General features: G+C 53.6%; 18 protein-coding genes and 1 pseudogene. 7 read left to right on the top strand and 12 right to left on the bottom strand.

Going from position 1 to position 19,465, the window contains the following annotated elements; genetic code table 11:
• Positions 1-23 precede the first annotated feature (23 nt).
• The 3 genes from IG609_RS06795 to IG609_RS06785 are packed head-to-tail and all read right to left on the bottom strand — an operon-like array spanning position 24 to position 5,025.
• A complete protein-coding gene (locus IG609_RS06795; RefSeq protein ID WP_193400244.1) occupies positions 24-3,101 on the bottom strand; it encodes an efflux RND transporter permease subunit in 3,078 nt (1,025 codons plus the stop codon).
• Complete coding sequence (locus IG609_RS06790) at positions 3,101-4,183, bottom strand: efflux RND transporter periplasmic adaptor subunit (RefSeq protein WP_193400246.1); 1,083 nt, start codon at positions 4,181-4,183, stop codon at positions 3,101-3,103. The genes IG609_RS06795 and IG609_RS06790 overlap by 1 nt, the downstream gene beginning before the upstream one ends.
• Before the next feature lie 26 nt (positions 4,184-4,209).
• The gene (locus IG609_RS06785; RefSeq protein ID WP_193400248.1) at positions 4,210-5,025 is read right to left on the bottom strand and encodes a MipA/OmpV family protein; all 816 of its coding nucleotides are present in this window, start codon (positions 5,023-5,025) and stop codon (positions 4,210-4,212) included.
• Positions 5,026-5,177: 152 nt separating this feature from the next.
• On the opposite strand from IG609_RS06785, the gene IG609_RS06780 reads away from it, so the two are divergent.
• From IG609_RS06780 to IG609_RS06770, 3 genes and pseudogenes are all read left to right on the top strand, one after another.
• Positions 5,178-5,867: a response regulator transcription factor gene (locus IG609_RS06780; RefSeq protein WP_193398480.1), complete on the top strand. Its 690-nt coding sequence runs from the start codon at positions 5,178-5,180 to the stop codon at positions 5,865-5,867.
• Between the two features lie 5 nt (positions 5,868-5,872).
• Positions 5,873-7,072, top strand: a complete 1,200-nt coding sequence (locus IG609_RS06775; RefSeq protein ID WP_193400250.1) for a sensor histidine kinase — start codon at positions 5,873-5,875, stop codon at positions 7,070-7,072.
• A gap of 34 nt (positions 7,073-7,106) precedes the next feature.
• Positions 7,107-7,676: pseudogene (locus IG609_RS06770) on the top strand (aminotransferase class IV); the annotation flags it as partial.
• Here IG609_RS06770 and IG609_RS06765 read toward each other — a convergent pair.
• A complete protein-coding gene (locus IG609_RS06765) occupies positions 7,662-9,059 on the bottom strand; it encodes a sensor histidine kinase (RefSeq protein WP_193400252.1) in 1,398 nt (465 codons plus the stop codon). The pseudogene IG609_RS06770 and the gene IG609_RS06765 overlap by 15 nt on opposite strands.
• Entirely contained in the window at positions 9,059-9,736 is a 678-nt protein-coding gene (locus IG609_RS06760; protein WP_039538557.1) for a response regulator, read from the bottom strand. Before IG609_RS06760 ends, IG609_RS06765 begins: the two co-directional genes overlap by 1 nt.
• Before the next feature lie 203 nt (positions 9,737-9,939).
• Here IG609_RS06760 and IG609_RS06755 point away from each other — a divergent pair, with 203 nt between their 5' ends.
• Entirely contained in the window at positions 9,940-10,776 is an 837-nt protein-coding gene (locus IG609_RS06755) for a MipA/OmpV family protein (RefSeq protein WP_193400255.1), read from the top strand.
• A 479-nt stretch (positions 10,777-11,255) separates the two neighbouring features.
• On the opposite strand, the gene IG609_RS06750 is transcribed toward IG609_RS06755, so the two are convergent.
• Both IG609_RS06750 and IG609_RS06745 read right to left on the bottom strand, forming a co-directional pair.
• Positions 11,256-11,978: an alpha/beta fold hydrolase gene (locus tag IG609_RS06750; protein WP_193398484.1), complete on the bottom strand. Its 723-nt coding sequence runs from the start codon at positions 11,976-11,978 to the stop codon at positions 11,256-11,258.
• Between the two features lie 244 nt (positions 11,979-12,222).
• Positions 12,223-12,990 carry an AraC family transcriptional regulator gene (locus IG609_RS06745; RefSeq protein WP_193398485.1) on the bottom strand — a complete coding sequence of 256 codons (768 nt, stop codon included), beginning with the start codon at positions 12,988-12,990 and terminating at the stop codon, positions 12,223-12,225.
• A 116-nt stretch (positions 12,991-13,106) separates the two neighbouring features.
• On the opposite strand from IG609_RS06745, the gene IG609_RS06740 reads away from it, so the two are divergent.
• Positions 13,107-13,832, top strand: coding sequence for a type 1 glutamine amidotransferase (locus tag IG609_RS06740; RefSeq protein ID WP_193398486.1), 726 nt, complete (start codon positions 13,107-13,109; stop codon positions 13,830-13,832).
• Between the two features lie 122 nt (positions 13,833-13,954).
• On the opposite strand, the gene IG609_RS06735 is transcribed toward IG609_RS06740, so the two are convergent.
• The 3 genes from IG609_RS06735 to IG609_RS06725 all read right to left on the bottom strand — a co-directional run bounded on the left by IG609_RS06735 (position 13,955) and on the right by IG609_RS06725 (position 16,393).
• Positions 13,955-14,431 (bottom strand): nuclear transport factor 2 family protein, encoded by a 477-nt coding sequence (locus IG609_RS06735; RefSeq protein ID WP_039464900.1) that lies wholly within the window; start codon positions 14,429-14,431, stop codon positions 13,955-13,957.
• A 60-nt stretch (positions 14,432-14,491) separates the two neighbouring features.
• Positions 14,492-15,061, bottom strand: coding sequence for a TetR/AcrR family transcriptional regulator (locus IG609_RS06730; RefSeq protein ID WP_193398487.1), 570 nt, complete (start codon positions 15,059-15,061; stop codon positions 14,492-14,494).
• A 243-nt stretch (positions 15,062-15,304) separates the two neighbouring features.
• Positions 15,305-16,393 (bottom strand): NADH:flavin oxidoreductase/NADH oxidase, encoded by a 1,089-nt coding sequence (locus IG609_RS06725; protein ID WP_193398488.1) that lies wholly within the window; start codon positions 16,391-16,393, stop codon positions 15,305-15,307.
• 87 nt (positions 16,394-16,480) lie between these two features.
• Between IG609_RS06725 and IG609_RS06720 the strand changes: the two genes are divergently transcribed.
• Together IG609_RS06720 and IG609_RS06715 are read left to right on the top strand one after the other, a co-directional pair.
• Positions 16,481-16,786 (top strand): ArsR/SmtB family transcription factor, encoded by a 306-nt coding sequence (locus IG609_RS06720; RefSeq protein WP_193398489.1) that lies wholly within the window; start codon positions 16,481-16,483, stop codon positions 16,784-16,786.
• A gap of 154 nt (positions 16,787-16,940) precedes the next feature.
• Positions 16,941-17,405, top strand: coding sequence for a YehS family protein (locus IG609_RS06715; protein ID WP_193398490.1), 465 nt, complete (start codon positions 16,941-16,943; stop codon positions 17,403-17,405).
• A gap of 114 nt (positions 17,406-17,519) precedes the next feature.
• Here the strand turns inward: IG609_RS06715 and IG609_RS06710 are convergent, their stop codons facing one another.
• Both IG609_RS06710 and cobA read right to left on the bottom strand, forming a co-directional pair.
• Positions 17,520-18,464 (bottom strand): Rpn family recombination-promoting nuclease/putative transposase, encoded by a 945-nt coding sequence (locus tag IG609_RS06710; RefSeq protein ID WP_193398491.1) that lies wholly within the window; start codon positions 18,462-18,464, stop codon positions 17,520-17,522.
• Positions 18,465-18,619: 155 nt separating this feature from the next.
• Positions 18,620-19,453 carry a uroporphyrinogen-III C-methyltransferase gene (cobA, locus tag IG609_RS06705; protein ID WP_193398492.1) on the bottom strand — a complete coding sequence of 278 codons (834 nt, stop codon included), beginning with the start codon at positions 19,451-19,453 and terminating at the stop codon, positions 18,620-18,622.
• Positions 19,454-19,465: the final 12 nt, after the last annotated feature.

Raw genomic sequence — 19,465 nt, 5'->3', positions numbered from 1 at the left:
GACTGCGGTCAGGGGCTGGGATACTACCTGGTCAGATTCGCGGTTTTCCGCCCTTCCCACTGCATAAGCAGACTCAGCGCCGCAGGCAGGGCAAGCAATGTCAGCAGCGTCGCCACCATCAACCCACCGATAATCGCGTAGGCCATCGGCCCCCAAAACACCTGATGCGCAATCGGGATCATGCCGAGAATCGCCGCCAGCGCCGTCAGTATAATCGGACGTGAGCGATGACTGGCCGCATTCACGATCGCCTCCGTCGCAGGCTGTCCGTTTTTCACGTTCAGATCGACCTCGCCAATGAGAATCACCGCATTACGAATGATCATCCCCGCCAGCGCAATCGCCCCCAGCAGCGCCACAAACCCCATCGGCGTACCCGTCGGCAGCATGGCTGCAACGATGCCAATCAGGCCAAACGGCGCGGTGAGGAACGCCAGCGCCATACGGGAAATACGCTGTAGCTGAATCATTAACAGCACCAGCATCACCAACAGCGTCACCGGCAGCACTGCGTACACGGAGCCATTGCCCTTGTCGGATTCCGCCGCAACGCCGCCTTCCGTGATGTGATAGCCTTCCGGTAACGAGGCACGATAGCGTTCAATGTCGGGTGCCAGTTTTTCAGACAGCGCAGGTGCCCGCACACCCGGTGCGACATCCATTTGTACCGTAATAAACGGTTCGCGCTGACGCCGCCAGATAATCGGATCCTCAACGCCATACGCCACGGTAGCGATCTGCCCCAGCGGGACGGAGCGCCCCTCCGCAATCGGGATTTGCAGATTGGCGATCGTCGCAACGTCTCTGCGCTCCTGCGGCGTGCCGCGAATCACCACGTCCACCAGCCGATTGCCATCACGCACCGACGTCAGCGTCGAACCGGAAAATATCGCGGCCAGCATACTCGCCACATCCTGCGAACTGATGCCAACGGCGCGGGCTTCCGTCTGATTCAGCACCACATTCACCGTGCGTTCAGGTTCACCCGCCGTCAGATTCACCTCACGAACGTCGGCTTGCTTCCCTACCAGACTGGCAAGCCCCTGCGCGATGTCGCGCACACGTTGACTATCCGGCCCCGCCACCCGGTATTTAAGCGGCCAGCCGACCGGAGGCCCGAGTTCCAGTGCCGATACCCGAGCGACGATGTTACTAAAATCCCGCTCCAGCACCTGATTCAACCGTGCTGCCAGCGCATCCCGCGCCTCCAGATTTTTTGCCACCACCACCAGCTGCGCGATATTTTCGTGACTCAGCAAGACATCCATCGGGAGATAAAAACGCACCGCGCCCGATCCGACATACGTGGAAAAATGGTCAACATCAGGATCGTTTTTCAGCACGGCTTCCAGCCGTTTCGCCTGCGCTTCCGTCGCCGCCTGTGAGGCATTCGCCGGTAGCGTCAGGCTGACCAGCAGTTCCGGTCTGTCGGATGCAGGAAAAAACTCGCCCTCCAGTCGGGTAGCACCAAACAGCGAAATGACCAGAAGAATGAGAGTGATAGCCAGCGTCATTCCCCGGTGCGCCAACGCGTGCTGGAGCCACTGGCGATACATGCGTCCCAACCGTCCCGGCTCGTCGTGATGGTGACGAAACGTTTTTGGCAACAGCCAGACACCGAGCAACGGCGAGAAGAGAATCGCGACAATCCAGGAGCTCAGCAATGAAATCAGAACCACGACAAAGAGCGAAAAACAGTATTCCCCCGCGCTGGATGCGGCAAACCCCACCGGAATAAATCCGGCGATCATCACCAGCGTCCCAGTCAGCATCGGAAATGCCGTGCTTTCATAGGCCCAGGCCGCCGCGCGTTTGCGATCCCAGCCCAGCTCCAGCCGTGACACCATCGCTTCCACCGTAATCATGGCATCATCCACCAGCAGCCCCAGAGCAATAATCAGCGCCCCCAGCGAAATGCGCTGTAGCCCGATACCGGTGATTTCCATACCAATAAAGGTCATCGCCAGCACAATCGGGATAGAGGCGGCTACCACCAATCCGGCACGGCTGCCGAGCGACACAAACGACACCGCCAGCACGATGGCAACAGCTTCCAGCAGCACTTTCACGAAGCCGCCGACGGCACCTTTCACTACCTCGGCCTGATCGGCCACGCGCGTCATGTCGATCCCATGCGGCAGTTGCGCAGAGAGCGTATTCATTTTTTCTCGAATCGCCTGACCGAAAGTGAGCATGTTACCGGTGGGGGCCATCGAGATCGCCAGCCCAATGGCTTTTTCGCCATTGACCCGAAACGTCGGCGACGGCGGCTCTGCCGTTTCACGGTTAATCGTGGCGATATCGACCAGTGGGACAAATTTTCCGCCGATGCGTAATGTAATCTGACGCAGGCTCTGCTCAGAGGTAAACGCCCCGCTGACGCGCACGGCGATCTTATCGTCTTCGGTACGAATAATACCGGCGGGCGTGACCGCATTCTGCGCTTTCAGTGAATCGATAACCTGCTGTGCATCAATCCCTAATCCGGCGAGGCGTCGGGGAGAAAACGTCACCACAATCTGCTCTTCTTCCACCCCCAACATGTCGACCTTACCGACATCCGGTACGCTCAATAACGCCGAGCGAATATCCTCCACGCGATCGCGCAACTCTCGCGGCGAAAAACCGTCGGCGGTAAAGCCATAAATCGTCCCGAACGTATCATCAAACTCGTCATTAACGGCGGGTGGGCTGACGCCATCGGGAAGCGAACTGGCGATATCCGTCATTTTCTTACGCACCGTATACCAGATATTTGGCACGGCAGACGGCGGCGTGTCATCACGTAGGTTAACGAAAACGACCGATTCCCCGGCTCGGGTGTAGCTCTCGACATAATCGAGGTACGGCGTTTCCTGTAATTTTTTCTCCAGCTTATCGGTGACGAAATTGACCGTATCGCCCACCGTCGCGCCCGGCCAGACGGCAGACACCACCGCGGATTTGATGGTAAACGCCGGATCTTCGTTGCGGGGCAAACGTTGATAGCTCATCACGCCTGCCGCCATAATCACCAGCATCATAAACGTGACCAGTTGCTGATGCGCTAATGCCCAGGCGGACAGGTTAAAGCGTGCCGCCGATTGCGGTTCTTGTGCCATTAGCGACGCCCCTCTTCATACAGCAGAATGTTTTCATCCGGCCGTAGCTTGTTGACGCCGGCGATCACGACGCGATCGCCCTGCTCCAGTCCTCCGGAAAGGAAGATCGCCGTGTCGCTATAGCGGGCAACGGTAACCGGCTGCAAACGTACCGTCTGAGTCGCAGAATTCACGACATAGACAGCAGGTTGATCGCCCTGTCGGGTGAGCGCAGAAGCGGGCAGTTCAATAACGGCAGTATCGGACTGCTGTATCGCGCCATTCACGCTGGCACCCAATACCATCGCAGCGGGCGGCGAGGTTAACGTGACTCTCACTCTGAAAGTACGCGTAACGGGATCGGCCTGCGGACTGATATCCCGCACGCGTCCCTCCGCCTGAACGTTCGGCTCAGACAGCAGCGAAACGCGGATAACGCGCGAGGCAAGTGACTGATTGACCAGCCGCTCCGGCACGTCAAACACCGCATCACGTCCGCCCAGAGAGGCCAGCTTCACCACCTCTTGTCCGGCGCTCACGACCTGACCGGGATTGGCGCTGACCGTCGTGATGACACCGTCCTGCGCGGCCGTGAGTTGCGTGTAGCCGAAGCGTTCCTGCGCGCCTTTCACCGTCGCCTGCGCGCTTTCACGACGGGAAACCGCCGCGTCCCAGTTTGCCTGCGCTTCATCAAGCTGTACCCGCGCAATCGCCCCGCCCGGCGCCAGCGCCTTCATGCGGGAAAAGTTGCTTTTCGCCAGCCGTTCCGCCGAGATGGCGCTGGCTAAATCCGCCTGCGCGCTGCGCAACTGATTTTCACTGTCGCGCGCATCGAGCGTCGCCATCACATCACCGCGCTTCACCAACGCCCCCACATCCACCAGACGATTAAGGATGCGGCCATCCAGCCGGAAACCTAACGCCGTTTCTTCATGTGGGCGAACCTCCCCCGTCAACGTCACGGGTTCTCGGTTCATCACAGGCATAACTACCAAGGTTTTCACCGGCCTGACGGGCGGTGACGCAGGTAAATCATCTGCGCTGTCGCAGCCGCTAAGCAGCAGAGCTGACAGCAGACAGAAGGCAAAACGGCTGACCATCATCGCATCATCTCACTCATCAGATAACATCAGAACGCATACAGAACGGCCAGCGTGGCGCTGGTATCATTCCGGCGTTCCACCACCTGACTATCGGCAACCTTGTCAGTGAGCCAGGTTGAGGTCACCCCGACGTTCGTTGACCAGGCGGGGCTAAATTGATGCGTCCAGTTCGCCCCCAGCGCATAGCCGTAAACGCCTTTTCCAACATGGTACGCTGCCAATCCAGAGCGCTGACTCTGCTGCGACGTCACGCCGTAGTAGGTTTGGTTAAAGCGGGCATCCCCCATCAGCACGTCCGCCGACAGCGCCAGCGCATCGTCTTTTGCCGCAGACTGCCATACCGTGCTCTTTGCTCCGACGCGGTACTGGTTTCCCCTTTTTGTCTCACTCAGCGCAAATTCACCGCTCGCTTCCAGCGCCAGCCACGGCGCAAACTGATACCCCGCCGTTACGGTGGTGGTGACCGATCCTTTCACCTTGCCCATGCCTTTCAGTCGGTTTGAGCCTGCGCGCCATTGGCTGTTTTTGTCATCCCTTCCCATGTCATAACCAATCGCGTGATCGAGATAAAAACCGGAAGGCGACTGGTATTGCCAGCCAATACCGCGTGTGGAATCGAAATAGAGTGGGCCGCGCTGAACGGTCAGCACAGGCAGCGCGGTGGTTTGACGATTTTTGCTCCCCATATAGCGCGGTGCATTCAGGACGGCGCCCCCCACGGTCACATCCGTGTGATCCCCCAAGAGCGAGGGCAATGATACTTCTGACTCCGCGGCGAATGCCGCGCCAGATAGCGCGATAGCAGACAAGCTGGTGGATAAAATAATTTTTGTTATGTTCATACATCCCCTCTTTTACGCGGTAATCTTGCACCGTGACGTTTCCCGACAGGTGCAGCGTGATTGGTGTTGGCTTTTCAGCGTCGCGACGGATTATGCTGACGTTTAGTCAAGAAACGCTTTGTGGTTTTTTAAGATTTCATCAAGAGGGTGCGATGGCTGAAAAACGGGTGTTAATTATTGAAGACGATATGGATGCCGCCAGCGTGCTTGAGGCTTATTTGCGGCGCGATGGCTATCAGGTGTCTATCGCGTCTGATGGACAAAAAGGTCTGCACATGGCGCTGACCAGTAAACCCGATTTGATTTTGCTGGACGTGATGTTGCCGAAGATGAACGGCTCTGAGGTGCTGTCTGCCCTGCGGCAGCGCAGCAATATTCCGGTGATTATGGTCACCGCCATTGGCGACGACCCGGAAAGGATCGGCGCCCTGCGCTACGGTGCGGATGATTATGTCGTCAAGCCTTACAACCCGCAGGAAGTGGTGGCGCGCGTACAAGCCGTGCTGCGACGCACTGGCTATGCCATTCGGGAAGAGGCGATCCTGACATTCGAAAATTTGTCGGTTGACCCGACCTCTGTCACAGCAAGCATCGCGCTATCGCCATCCGAATCCGTGGTGCTCGATCTGACGCCGACCGAGTTCAACATTCTGGTGACGCTGCTCAAAGCGCCAAACCGCGCCTTTACACGGGGCGAACTGCTGGAAGCCAGCCTGCCGGAAAGCGACGCGCTGGAACGTGTGGTGGATACCCACGTTCACAACCTCAGGAAGAAGCTCAACCAGCACAACATCATCAATGTGCTTGTTACTGTCCGTTCTGTCGGCTACCGATTCCGGTGAACCTGATGATAAAATCGATCTTTCTATCAGAAAAAATGTCGCTGTGGCGCTGGCTGTGTTTCCGTATTATTTCTCTGCTGCTCGCCGCCGTGATCATCATCGCGGGTCTGATGTGGCTGCGCTTTGCCATCTACAGCATCTATATTGAACAACACATGCCAGACGCGGTACGCACTGAGTTTCAGCAGTTCATTGCACAGAAAGATTACGGTAACCCGCGCTACCAAGCGATTATCAATCAGTATTACGGCCCGGAATTTTTTGTGCCGAATATTGCCAGCAGCGACTGGCTGGTGCTGGCGATTATGGTGCTGATCGCGCTACCCACCATGGTGGTCGTGGTGCTGTGGCGCGCGCGACCGCTGTCACAGCAATTTTCCAACATCGCCAACGCCGCACGCGACGTCGCCCAAGGAAAATTTGATACGCGCACGCAGCTTGTCGAACAGGCACCGATGGAGCTGGTGACGCTGGCGGATGACTTTAACAACATGACTGCACAGCTGGAGCGCTACGAACGGGAACTGCGCGAATCCAGCGCGGCATTAGCCCATGAACTGCGCACGCCGTTAAATGCGGCGATGGGCCGCGTTCAGGGCATGCTTGATGACGTCTTCCCGCGTGATAAAGCACAGTTGACGATGGTCATCAAACAGCTCGAACAACTCAATCACGTCATTCAGGATCTGCACTTCCTGTCACTCGCCAGAGCCGGGCAGTTGCAGTTAGTCCAGACTCCTTTCTACTTCGATGAACTCATCACCGAGCGACTAACCTGGTATCGACCACAGCTAGAACAGGCTGGATTTCAGACGCATACGCATATCGAACAAAGCGACTTTTGCCTTGCGGACCGCGAACGGTTAGGACAGGTGTTCTCGATTTTGATTGAGAATGCCTTAAGTTACGCCAGCGATGGCAGCTATCTGGCGATTGATGTACGTGAAACGACGCTGCGTGAAAACGCGCCGTGCTGGCAGATTACCGTCTCCGATCGCGGGCCGGGGATTGAGCCAGAATCGCTGCCCCTGCTTTTTGACCGTTTCTGGCGCGCCGAGCATTCACGCGGAAGACACTCCGGCGGCAGCGGGCTGGGTCTATCCATCGCCTCAGCCATTATCACGACACATGGCGGCGCCATTTATGCAGAACGCGGCAAGAACGGCGGACTTGTCATCATCATGACGCTGCCTCGTCGTACCTGAAAGAACGGTGCATTATCAGTAATTGCCAATAGTTAAAAAGCATACGCCAAATCAGGATCCCCGCTTCATCATCGGCGGTGCCACCATCGTGTGCGTGGCGGAGTATAAGGTCATCGATACCGCAGCGAAAAAGCGCGGGCTGACGCTGTTTACTTCCACCTACCGCACCAGCACGCCAGACGTCTTCGATCTGCGGCTGAATTCACACAGCCGCCTCAATCTTATTCAGGCACTGCTGCAGGCGTTGCAGGCTGGTGCCGATGAGGCGCTGATGCTGGATCCGCACGGTTTTGTCGCCAGTTGTAACTCTACCAACTTTTTTATCGTCCGCCGCGGTGAACTGTGGACGTCATCGGGCCGCTACTGCTTCAACGGCATTACCCGCCAGACCCTTATCAACCTCGCAGAGGCCAACGGACTTAAAGTCAGGACTCAGGATTTTACGCTGGCAGAAGCCCTCACCGCCGATGAAGCCTTTGTCACCGGCACGCTGGCGGGCATCACCCCGGTAAAAGCGCTGGACGGTCGCCCGTTTAACGCCGAACACCGCCCGGTAACCGAACAGCTCAGCCGCTGGTATGAGGCGTATTTACACGCGCAGTGATAATTTGGGGGGTGGAAAGTCAACCGTTACCATGAGCCCGCCTTCTGCAGACGTACTTAGGTATACGTTGCTGTTGTGTTGCTGCGCAACCGCTTTGACGATTGCCAGTCCCAGCCCACTCCCGCTTTGCATCTGATTGGGATCGCGAAAAAATCTATCGAACACGCGCTCCCTCAATTCAACTGGAATACCGGGCCCTGCATCTGAGACACGTAACTGCGTGGATTTATCTAATAATCGTACATCTACCTCAACCCGCCCGCCTTCAGGACTGTACTTCACGGCATTTTCAATGACGTTGTCAATCAGCGACATCAGACGTTCCCTAACACCTGTAATCCAGATTTCATCATGGGAGTAAAATTCAAGTTCAATCCTGCGCCCAGCCGCTAGCGGTGCCAACGCTGCCATTCGCTCTTGTATGAGCGTCGTCAGCGGCACAGGCTCCATAACCGTGTCAATGCGCGCTTCGCTGTGCATCAGCAGCAGAAGTTGATTGACGAGACGAGCAGCACGGCTATTGCTGCGAATAATCCCTGCAAGCAACGCCTGTTGATTATCGCTGCTTATATAGGACTGCAAAGCCTCAACATTGATTCGCATCGCAGCCAGAGGGGTACGCAGCTCATGAGCGGCATCGGCAATGAAAACTCGTTCCCTTTCAGCACTTTCTCGCACCCTGGCAAGAAATATATTGATAGCGTCCACCATTTGGCGAAGCTCCCTGTGCTTTGGGACTTCTTTTAAGGGAGAGAGATCTTCTGGAGTTCGTAAGGCAATTTCATTTACCACCTTGTTCCAAGGTCGCATTGCAATGCGGATTGACAGCCACGCGGGAAAAAGAAGAAAAGGAATGCAGACCAGCAGCGGCAATATGTAGTATCCGCGCGAGTTCAGGTATATAAAGAAGTTCCAGCCTCCGGCAGGGGTGACCAGCGTTACCTCCGCGTCGGAGTTCCCGGACTTTAGCGTACGGCTAGTCCAGATGCGGCCGTCACTCTGAATACTCTGAATTTTCTCATATCGGGTGTTTGTCACCCCTGCCGGCGCGCCATCAGATGAATAAATTATCTCTTTATTCTTCCGAACGATTAGGCTGATTGACAGCTCAGGATCTTCCCCACCGCCATAACCTTCCTGCAACGCCTTGCTGAACTTTTCCAGCACATCGGTTAGATCCTGCGGACGATCCCCCATACGATCAACCAATGTAAGAATGGTTTCGTAAGTCTTGTTGCCCAATAGCATAGAGGGGCTACGCAAGTTCTCCCATAAAATGTAGGTCAGAAAAAGACACCAAAGCAGCGTAAGCAATAGCATTTGGGCGATCATAATTCTCCGCACGAGCGTTGGGATTCTCAGGTGGCGCCAAAAATTGCGCATCAACCTGCCCCCTTCTGAATCGGTACGGTATCAATGACATACCCTACGCCCCTCACCGTTCGCACATAGCCCTCGCCGATTTTGCGACGCAAATTGCCCATATGCACATCGAGAGGATTGCTCATGTTTTCTTTTGCACCGAATATCTTTTCTTCCAGAAACCGTCGTGTAAGCACGCGGTCAGTGCGCAACATTAACGTTTCAAGCAGCGCGTATTCACTTGCCGTCAAATCAACATTACGCGCACCCACTGTCACGCGTCGCGTCGGCACATGGAGAGATAATCCTCGAATTTCTATCACCTCATTCTGAAAACCGTAACTGCGCCGCGCAAGTGCTCTCACTCTGGCCAACAATTCGGCGAGAACAAAAGGTTTGACGAGATAGTCGTCTGCACCAGCATCCAGCCCAGCCAGACGATCTTGCAGAGTACCTCGGGCAGTCAGGATGATAACGGGGATTCCCTTGAACTGCTGACGCAGGCTCGCCATTAGGCTCATGCCATCACCGTCAGGCAGGCCGAGGTCGAGCAATACAAGTTCTGGCACGCAGAGAGCGAGTTGATGCAGCGCATCCACTTTACGGCGCACCCATATAACATCTAATCCTTGATCTTCAAGGGCAATACGTACGCCATTGCCGAGATCGAGGTCGTCTTCAATTAGGAGAATGTTCACAATAGTTACTTTATCAACAGTGAATGAAGAACATCTGAAGAAAAAACGGTATCAGGAAATCTATCAGATTTGCAGCCCGGCACTTGCTTCAGTATTTCTTCATTTTTGGCTCATGAGAACTTCAGGGTGAGCATTCAAACTGGGCGTTCTGGTGTTTAAAACCGCTTGTATCGTAATCAGTTGAATCCACAAGGACTTCTTTAATGAGAAACATCGACCTGCATCATCCGTTCCTCCATTCGCTCTCGGGGCGTGCCCTGAAAAAACTATTGTCGGCCGCTGTCCTGGCATTACTGGCTACCCCAACGCTAGCAGCAGAACAGAAACAGGGCAACGAGTTGACCCTGGGGGGAGGCGTGGATGTTGCGCCACGTTATTCGGGTTCGGATGAAAGCCGCGTCACGACTGCCCTGGTGATTGATTACTCGATGGTAAATGGTTTCTTCGTCAGCACCACGCGTGGCATCGGTTACGGTAACAGCATCGGCAAGTTGGATTACAGCGCTGCGCTGAGCTATCGCGCAGGCCGTAAGGATCGTGACGTGGACAGCGACTCGATCAGCTACGGTAGCGACCACTTGCGAGGTATGGGTGACGTCAAAGGGTCGGCTGTCGGTGTGCTTGGTCTGGGGTATAGGGTGACGGACTGGCTTAATTTACAAGTGCAGGCTGAGGTGCCGGTTTCTCAACGAAGCAATGGTGAAGCCCTGCATTTTGGCATTATCAGCCCGCTCTATACGTCATCGAAAAATTCCGTCACGCTGGCGCTGACTGGCAGTTGGGGGACGAGCGAGTACATGCAGACTTACTACGGGGTAAATGCATCCCAGTCTGCCGCATCGGGGTTTGCCCAACACGATGTCGGATCGGGGATTTATGCCTATTCACTGAACGCTGACTGGACGCACAAGTTCAACCAAAACTGGAGTATGGTTGCCGCAGCAGGCTTTACGCAGTTGACTGGTGATGCACGCAATAGCCCAATTGTTCAACGAAAAGCATCGCCTACCGGAAGCCTGAAGGTGACATATAGCTTCTGATCGTTGTTAGCCGTGTGCTTTCAGGCAGATTGTGGCTATACACCGTCAATCAATACACATTCGAACCGCCCCAGTTCAGAGGATGGGGCGGTACTCGGCTCACCCACTCGCCCTGCTTATGCCCTGTTACTCAGAGCATCTGCCTCATCTCAGGGTTCCCATAAAAATAAGGTTTTCTGAATAGATTCATCTGATGACCTGAAGTCACGCTTTCTGTCGGAAGTGTTAGTCTCCCGTCAAACCGCCCCATCCGCTTTTGGCAAATCGGACCTTACTCACCGTGATGTTCACAGCGTCTGTTTTTGGCACGAAGTGGCCAGACCGAGGGGCTGTCAGGTCTGCTTTGAGCGAAGAGCGGATGTTCGCAGTGTTTTTACAAGCAGTTGCATGTGTTGTTTATGTAGCCATGTAATAACTGAGGGTGACTTAGGAAAGAGATTTAAAAAAAACCGCTTTATAAACGGTTTTTGTAATCAATATCAAATTGTTACCAGCTGCTGGATTAATGCGTCTGGAACACTGATAAATGGTTCATGTCCACTTTCCAGAACGCGAATGTCACTAATTCTGGCTCTTTCAGCCATAGAACGCTGTAGTACAGGCGACACAGCTTTATCTTTAGCACAGACAATATATGTCTTCGGAAGTCGTATCATTTCGGCGCCAGCACTTAAGGGTGTGATGATCGGCCCCAATGGCTGAGGTCTGAAAGACTGCATATGTTGCCGGTATTGACTTTCATCACAGTCATTGAAGAAAGTTTCGCGGATAGATTCTGGCGTTAGCGTGGCAATGCCATCTTCCGGCTTGATGTCAGCCTTGGGCCCATTTACGCCTAATTGTTTACTTTCCTCTCCCAAGCCTGCTACGGACTCGCCAGTACGAGGAACAAAAGCACATACGTAAACAATTTGACTGAACAACTCCGGTGCCAGAGCCGCAGCAAGGGTTACTGCAGCACCGCCCATGCTGTGGCCAACCAGCGTAATATCACCTGCATTAGAGAATTCTTTAACGCGGGAGATAATTGCATCTGCATAGACTTCAAGCGTGACATCAGCAGGTAATGTTGAGTCATGTCCACTTCCCGGAAGGTCAAAAGTAAGAACCTCATTCCCTTGAGCGCGAAGTTTTTCAGCAACTGATCGCCATGCCCATTCTCCTTGCCAGGCACCATGAATTAAAACGTATTTCTTAGTCATTGAGATTTCCTGCGACACAACTATTTAAATGCCATGACATTTTACTCTCGCTCATGAGTAGAAAACATAATCAGTAGAGGCTGTTATTAACATAACAGTTGAACTATCTCTATAGACTGGTGCTATCAGCGTCCGCTTTTGGCGCGAAGCGGGCAAAGCAGGTTCATCAATTCCGCTCTGAGCAAGAGCGAAAATTTTCGTCCCCAACGAGTGAATCTATTCAGTAGAAACCGTCAAAACCAGATTAGAACTCGCTTGGGGTTGTCCCTATCACTGAACGAAATGCAGCAGAAAAAGCGGCAGGACAGGAAAAGCCGAGTTGATAGGCGATCTGTTTAACGGATACACCATTAGATAGAAGGTCTAATGATGCATATATTCTCGCTCTCTGTTTCCACATTCTGAAGCTGAAACCTGTGTCATGTAAAAAGCGGCGGGAAAAAGTACGTTCCGACATATTCACAATATCAGCCATGTCCATTAAGGTCGCCTCCCACCGATAGCTAAGCATCAATTCTCTTGCGGCACGAAATAAACGTTCATCACGCGGCATAGGGAGTTCCGCAGTCACAGATGGCGCTTCACTAAGAATTTCCAGTAGTAAAAGCGCCATTTTTCGCTTAGCCGCAGCGTTGTATTCATCAGTAAACAGACCCGCGATTAACGCCTTCAACAACACTGTCGCGTTAATGACATGAACCTGGCTGTTCTTCGTAAAATTTGTGCACTCCGCAATAAGGCTGCGACTGACATAGATAGCACGTAATTCTGTATGGGACAGAAGGCTGTAAGCGTGAATCATCAACGGTGGGATCCACAGCGCACGCTGAGGAGGGATAACCCATCGCCTGTCTGCCGTTTCAACAAGCATAACCCCTTTAGTGGCAAACAAGAGTTGCCCTTCAAGATGGTAATGCGGGGGATCGACCTCTCCACGCTGATAAGATATGGCAGTCCCTGACCACCCCGTCGCCTCATCGTGTCTTGGCGCTTTATCTATGCAAACTGACATCTCAGATTGATCCCCTTTGTTTACCATGGTTCAGCTAACACTGCCCGGCTGATCATTTTGGCAGGGTAACGCGTACTGAATTAAGGTTGTAACAAGCATTACAGGAGCATACGCCAATGCGAGTACATTTTATTGTGCATGAAAGTTTCGAAGCGCCCGGCGCTTATGAAACCTGGGCCATGAGTCGTGGTCATGAAATAACGTATTCCCGTGTTTATGCGGGCGAGAAACTGCCGCAAGATGCCCGGGACATCGATTTGTTGATCGTGATGGGCGGTCCACAGGACCCTGCCTTCACCGTAGATCAATGCGCCCATTTCGATTCAAACGCTGAGCAAGCGCTGATTGCCTCTGCAGTGAGTTTCGGTAAAGCCATCATTGGTGTCTGTCTGGGCTCTCAACTGATTGGCGAAGCGCTGGGGGCTCCGTTTGCTCACAGCCCGGAAAAAGAGATAGGCGTGTTCCCCATTTTTCTGACGGATACTGGTACCCAAAGCGAGATGTTCTCTCACTTCGGAAGTCAGCTCAACGTAGGTCACTGGCATAACGATATGCCTGGCCTGACGCCTGAGGCTACAATTATCGCCTACAGCGAAGGATGCCCACGCCAAATAATTGCTTATTCCGAATTGGTTTACGGGTTTCAATGCCATATGGAACTCACACCGGATGTCGTCGAATTATTAATTGCACACTCAGATAAGGATTTAAGTCAGGCCGAAAAATATCGTTTCATCAACACCCCAGAAGAACTGCGGGTTCATGATTACAGTGAAATGAATAGGGTTTTATTCACGTTCCTCGACAAACTGGAATCATGCTACTGTCGGTCAAAAGCGTAGCGAAAATAATCTCATCCGAATGACATCAGTAGCGCGATAAATAGATGTCGTCATTTTTAGGTTGAGAAAAAGCCCCCGGCTGAGGCAGTCGTCGGGGGTTTAGCGGAAGAAAATGTAGAACGTTACAGACCCAGCTCCGACAGACCGGGATGATCATCCGGACGACGACCCAATGGCCAGTGGAACTTGCGTTCACTCTCTTTAATCGGCATGTCGTTGATACAGGCGAAGCGGCGGTGCATCAGGCCATCTGCTTCAAATTCCCAGTTTTCGTTGCCATAAGAGCGGAACCAGTTACCCGAGTCATCATGCCATTCATAGGCGTACCGCACGGCGATGCGATTGTCAGTAAACGCCCACAACTCTTTAATCAGACGATACTCAAGTTCTTTTTTCCACTTCCGCGTGAGGAAACCTTTGGCTTCTTCACGATTGGTTGCAAACTCGGCGCGATTACGCCACTTGGTGTCCAGCGAGTAGGCCAGCGATACCTTTTCGGCATCTCGGCTGTTCCAGCCATCTTCAGCGAGTCGCACCTTCTCAATCGCCGTTTCGCGAGTGAAAGGAGGAAGTGGCGGGCGAATCTGTTTATCGGACATAACAAAACCTCCAGAAAATTTGGATATACCAGTAGAACGGGATTTTTTGAAACTCAGGCCTTAGTGAGAGGCCTGCTTCAACAACAGTTGTGCCACTTCTCTCGCGCTATCGGCCGCGCTGTAATCGCCCATCACGTGTGACATGGTGATAGCGCCCTCCATCAGAATCAGCAGTTGTCTGGCCAGGGCTGACGGTTGCTCGATGTTTAATTGCCCGGTGAGTTCAAGCGCGTAATCCAGCAATTTTTGTTTATGCAGCTTTGCGATCTGGCGAACGGGATCGGCAGGGTCACCGACTTCTCCAGCTGTATTAATAAAGGCACAACCACGAAAGCCCTCTGACTCAAACCAGCCTTTGAGTACAGTGAACATATTCAGGATGCGCTCCTGAGGGGTATTGCCCTTATCACATTCCGTTCTGAACCAGTGCATCCAGCGTTCATCACGTGCATTCAACGCGGCAGCCGCCACGTCATCCTTGGTCGCGAAATAGCGATAAATGCTTTTCCTTGCTACGCCAGAGGTCTTGACCAGAAGGTCCATGCCGGTGGCATGAATGCCGTTCTGATAGATAAGTTGCTCAGCAGTCGCCAGGATTTTTTCTCGGGTGTCGTTTAGTTTTTTGTTCATGAATAAATGGTAGAACGATCGTTCTACCTAGTCAAGCGTTAGCCTGAAAGCATTTTTCAAAAAACGAAGAGTGCAGTCCGTATGGGAGAGCGAATTCCCCTCCCCTAAATCAATAGACCGCGACATAAGCACGTTCGTTTCTGGCACAACGTTGGACAAATAAAGGAGGGTAAAGTCGGTTAAGCAAAAGGAGGCATGACGTTGCTACAGGCGGCAAAGGCCGCCTGCAATCGTGAGTCGTAATTAATAACGTTCCAGCCAGTGCGCGTAAGGTGTCGGCAGCGTCCACGAGGCGCGATCGATGCCCAGTTCGCGTGCAGCCTGATAGCTCCAGTGCGGGTTCGCCAGATGCGCTTTACCCACCATCACCAGATCCAACTGGCCCGATGCGACGGCCTGTTCAGCCAGTTCCGGCGTACCGAAGCCCCAGGCGGAAGAGACAGGAAGATCGGCCTGTTCGCGTACCTGCTGGGCAATCGGTCCCATAAAGGCCGGTGCCCACGGAATGTTCGCCGTCGGCGTAGAGAACCCAATGCTAACACTCAGCATATCTAGCCCAGCGTCTTTGAAGCGGCGCGTCAGTTCAATGGATTCCTGCAACGTTTCTTCATCACGGCCATCAAATTCAATCACGCCGAAACGGGCGGTCAGCGGCAGATGCTCTGGCCACACGTCGCGAACGGCAGCCAGCGTTTCCAGCAGAAAACGGCTGCGGTTGTCAAAACTGCCGCCGTACTGATCGTTGCGTTTGTTGGAATGAACGGAGAAGAAACTCTGTGCCAGAAAGCCGTGAGCAAAGTGCAGTTCCAGCCATTCAAATCCGGCTTCCAGCGCACGGCGAGCCGCGGCAACAAAATCATCACGTACGCGGGCAATATCTTCCAGCGTCATTTCCTGTGGCTGCTTGGGCAGATTCGCGCCGAAAGCTTCTGCGGAAGGGGCAATGGTCTGCCAGCCGCGTGCATCACCCTCTGGAATATGGTCGTCGCCTTCCCAGGGAAGGTTAGCGCTGGCTTTACGTCCGGCGTGCGCAATCTGAATACCCGGCACGGAGCCTGCATCTTTAATGGATTTGGCGACTTTGGCAAACGCCTGCGCCTGCTCATCATTCCAGATTCCGGTACAGTGCGGAGAAATGCGGCCCTCGGGGGAAACCGCCGTTGCTTCTACGATAACCAACCCGGCACCACCGCGCGCCAGCGAAGCATAATGCACCTGATGCCACTCGTTAATCAGGCCATCATTCGCGGAATAGGTACACATCGGTGGAACAGCGATGCGGTTGCGTAACGTAATATCTTTCAGTTTGAAGGGTTGAAACAGTGCGGACATAATATTTGCTGCCTTGTCTGGTTACTTCGATATTTCGATATTATTCGAATAATAGATTTTAGACAACCCTGACGCTATAATTCGCTCATGAGACCTTTTAAGCACCCTACCCCCGAAGAATTTACCCTTGAGCGCGTCCTGTACGCCTTGAGCGATCCCCTACGCATGGAAATCGTCCGCTGTCTGGCCGTGCAAGGAGAAGCCACATGCAGCGAGCTTGACGGGGGTCGCCCGAAATCCAGCGTGTCGCACCATTTTCGCGTCTTGCGTGACTCGGGCCTGCTGCATACCACCAACATCGGTACTACGCACATCAACCGACTGCGCCGCAGCGACATGCAACAGCGCTTTCCCGGCCTGCTCGACGCTATTCTGTCTCAACCTGCCGAGTAAAGTTACGAAGGGTGTAGAGACATCACGACTAAATCCACATAGTGAACCGCTATCAAAACCGTTTCACTAATTCCACGATCGTTTCTGCATTTCTCTGCCGTTCCCTTTATACTGTGCGTTTTGTACGAAGACGAATGGCGAGACCCCCTCCGTAATGATGAATAACGATGTCCTGCGCAGCGTGCGCTATATGCTGAATTTCAATAATGACCACCTGCTGAAGATCCTGGCGCTGGTGGAGATGACCGTCCCTCCCCAACAGTTGGCGAGCTACGTCAAAAAGGAAGGGGAAGAAGGTTATCAACCTTGCCCAGACATCGTGATGAGTTATTTCCTGAGCGGGCTGATTCTGCAAAAACGTGGACAAGATGAAAACCAGCCTGCGCCACAGTTTGAGCGCAAGATGACCAACAATATTATTCTGAAAAAGCTGCGTGTCGCGTTTTCATTAAAAACGGATGATATTCAGGCGATCCTGCTGGAACAGAATTTCCGCATCTCAGTACCGGAAGTCACCGCGATGATGCGCGCGCCCGATCATAAAAACTATCGCACCTGTGGCGATCAGGTGATCCGCTACTTCCTGAAAGGGCTGACGGCGCGTGTACGCAAAGGCTAAAAGCGCCGTTAACGAAAGAGTGAGCGTTGCCTGACTGACCTTTTCTTATAAAGGCCTCAGCAACGCTCGGTTTTTAGTACGGTATCTTTTAATACGGTATTGTTTAATACAGTATCAATGCTGTGTGTCATGCAGGATAGCGGTGACCAACTGCTCTAGCTCTTCTTCTTCAAGCTGAGTGACCTGCTGCACGCTGTTCTTATCCATTCCCGTTAGCAATAAATTACGGGCAATTTGTCTGGCACTGCTTTTCATCCCTTGTTCAATGCCCTGCTCCAATCCTTGCTGGATACCGCGTTGGATCCCTTCCTCGAATCCCATTTTCTTCAATTGTTCTGCAATCGTCATAATGTCCTCCTGACCGGTTGATAGCGGTGCTGCCAGTGCGTCAATGAAATCTGCGGGTTTGGATGTGTTGCCCGCTTGTGCAATATAAAATAACAGCGCCCGACGCTGCGTCAGCGGCACCGACCAGCGTTCAAATAGTAACCCAATCTCACGCGCCAGCTCCAGCATATCACGGGTACGAATATGCTTCTGTACCAGTTCCAGTAACGCCATACGTCGATGTGTGCGAATCTCATCATCCGAAATAGCAGTTAAATCCACCAATGGGAAAGGCTGTTCATACAGCGCTTGTGCCAGTACGGGATCGGCGAAACTGTCCAGCCAGCGGAGGCTGTAAGGATAAGGACGCACTCTGCCATGGTAAAACAGCAGCGGCACCACCAACGGTAAGCGATCGTGTCCCTGATCCAGATGTTGCTGCATAGCAGCCAGACAATAGCGTAGCAGCCGGAAAGCCATCTGCTTTTCCGGGCGACTTTGATGTTCAATCACACAGTAAATATACCCTTTGCCTGCGGTGGTATGCAGTGAGTACAGCACGTCCGATATCCGCGCGCGCAGCTTTTCATCAATAAACGACGCGGATTCCAATTGCAGCGTGCTGAAATCACAGCGTTTGCGGATTTCATCCGGCAGATGAATCGTCAGAAAATCCCGTGCGACCGTGATATCGCTTAAAAACTGTTTGAAGATCGCATCATGCGATGGCATCTCGTCCCCTTCCCTGTAGACCATGACTGAAAATTCAGTTGGGAGGGTAACGGGGACACGACAATAAAGCAGAAAACCGCGTAGAAAGTGGAAAGCGCCTCGAAGAAAAACCGGTTTATGTCGAGGCGCTGGCTGTAGGCAGAGAGCCGTTGCCGTCAGGCGGCTTCATGCTTTTCCATCATCAAGCGTGCAGGAGCCGCGTCAACGTGCAGCGCAGAATGACGGCAGAAGCGGACGACGTCACCGACCACCAGCAGGCTAGGCGACTGTGGTTGATAACGTGCCAACAGTGCCGGTAAGGTCGCCAGTGTTGCAGTTAGTAACCGCTGATCCGGCTGGGTGCCGCGTTCGATAATCGCGACGGGCGTCTGCGCGGACAGACCATGTTCGATCAGGCGCTGGCACAGTCGACTGCTGTGGCTCAGCCCCATATAGAACACCAGCGTTTGCTGGCTGTCCGCCAGCGTCGGCCAGTCCAATTGCGGTTCGCCATCGCGCGAATGCCCGGTCACGAAGCGTACCGACTGCGCACAGGCCCGGTGGGTCAGCGGTAGTCCCACCGCCGCCGCACAGCCTGTCGCGGCAGTAATACCAGGCACCACATGACAGACAATTCCGGCCTGCTGGGCATAATCCATCTCCTCGCCGCCGCGACCAAAAATAAAGGGATCGCCGCCCTTGAGACGAATCACCCGTTGCCCGGCCTGCGCCAACTCGACCAACAGCTGATTGATTTTTTCCTGTGACAGACGGTGACAGCCGCGCGTTTTTCCTACGTCGATGCACAACGCCTGCTCCGGCACCAAATCCATAATCTCCGCCGACACCAGCCGATCGTAGACCACCACATCCGCCTGCTGGATTGCCCGCAACGCCTTCAGCGTCAGCAGTTCTGCATCACCCGGCCCTGCACCTACCAGCCAGATTTCACCGCCGAGTACAGGCTGACGCCGTTGGCCCTGCGCCAATATTGATTGTGTTGTCATCATGTCACACCTCAT

Origin of the sequence: Pectobacterium quasiaquaticum, from assembly GCF_014946775.2 — a bacterium.
GTDB lineage: Bacteria > Pseudomonadota > Gammaproteobacteria > Enterobacterales > Enterobacteriaceae > Pectobacterium > Pectobacterium aquaticum.
This window is presented reverse-complemented; position numbering and strand designations above follow the sequence as displayed.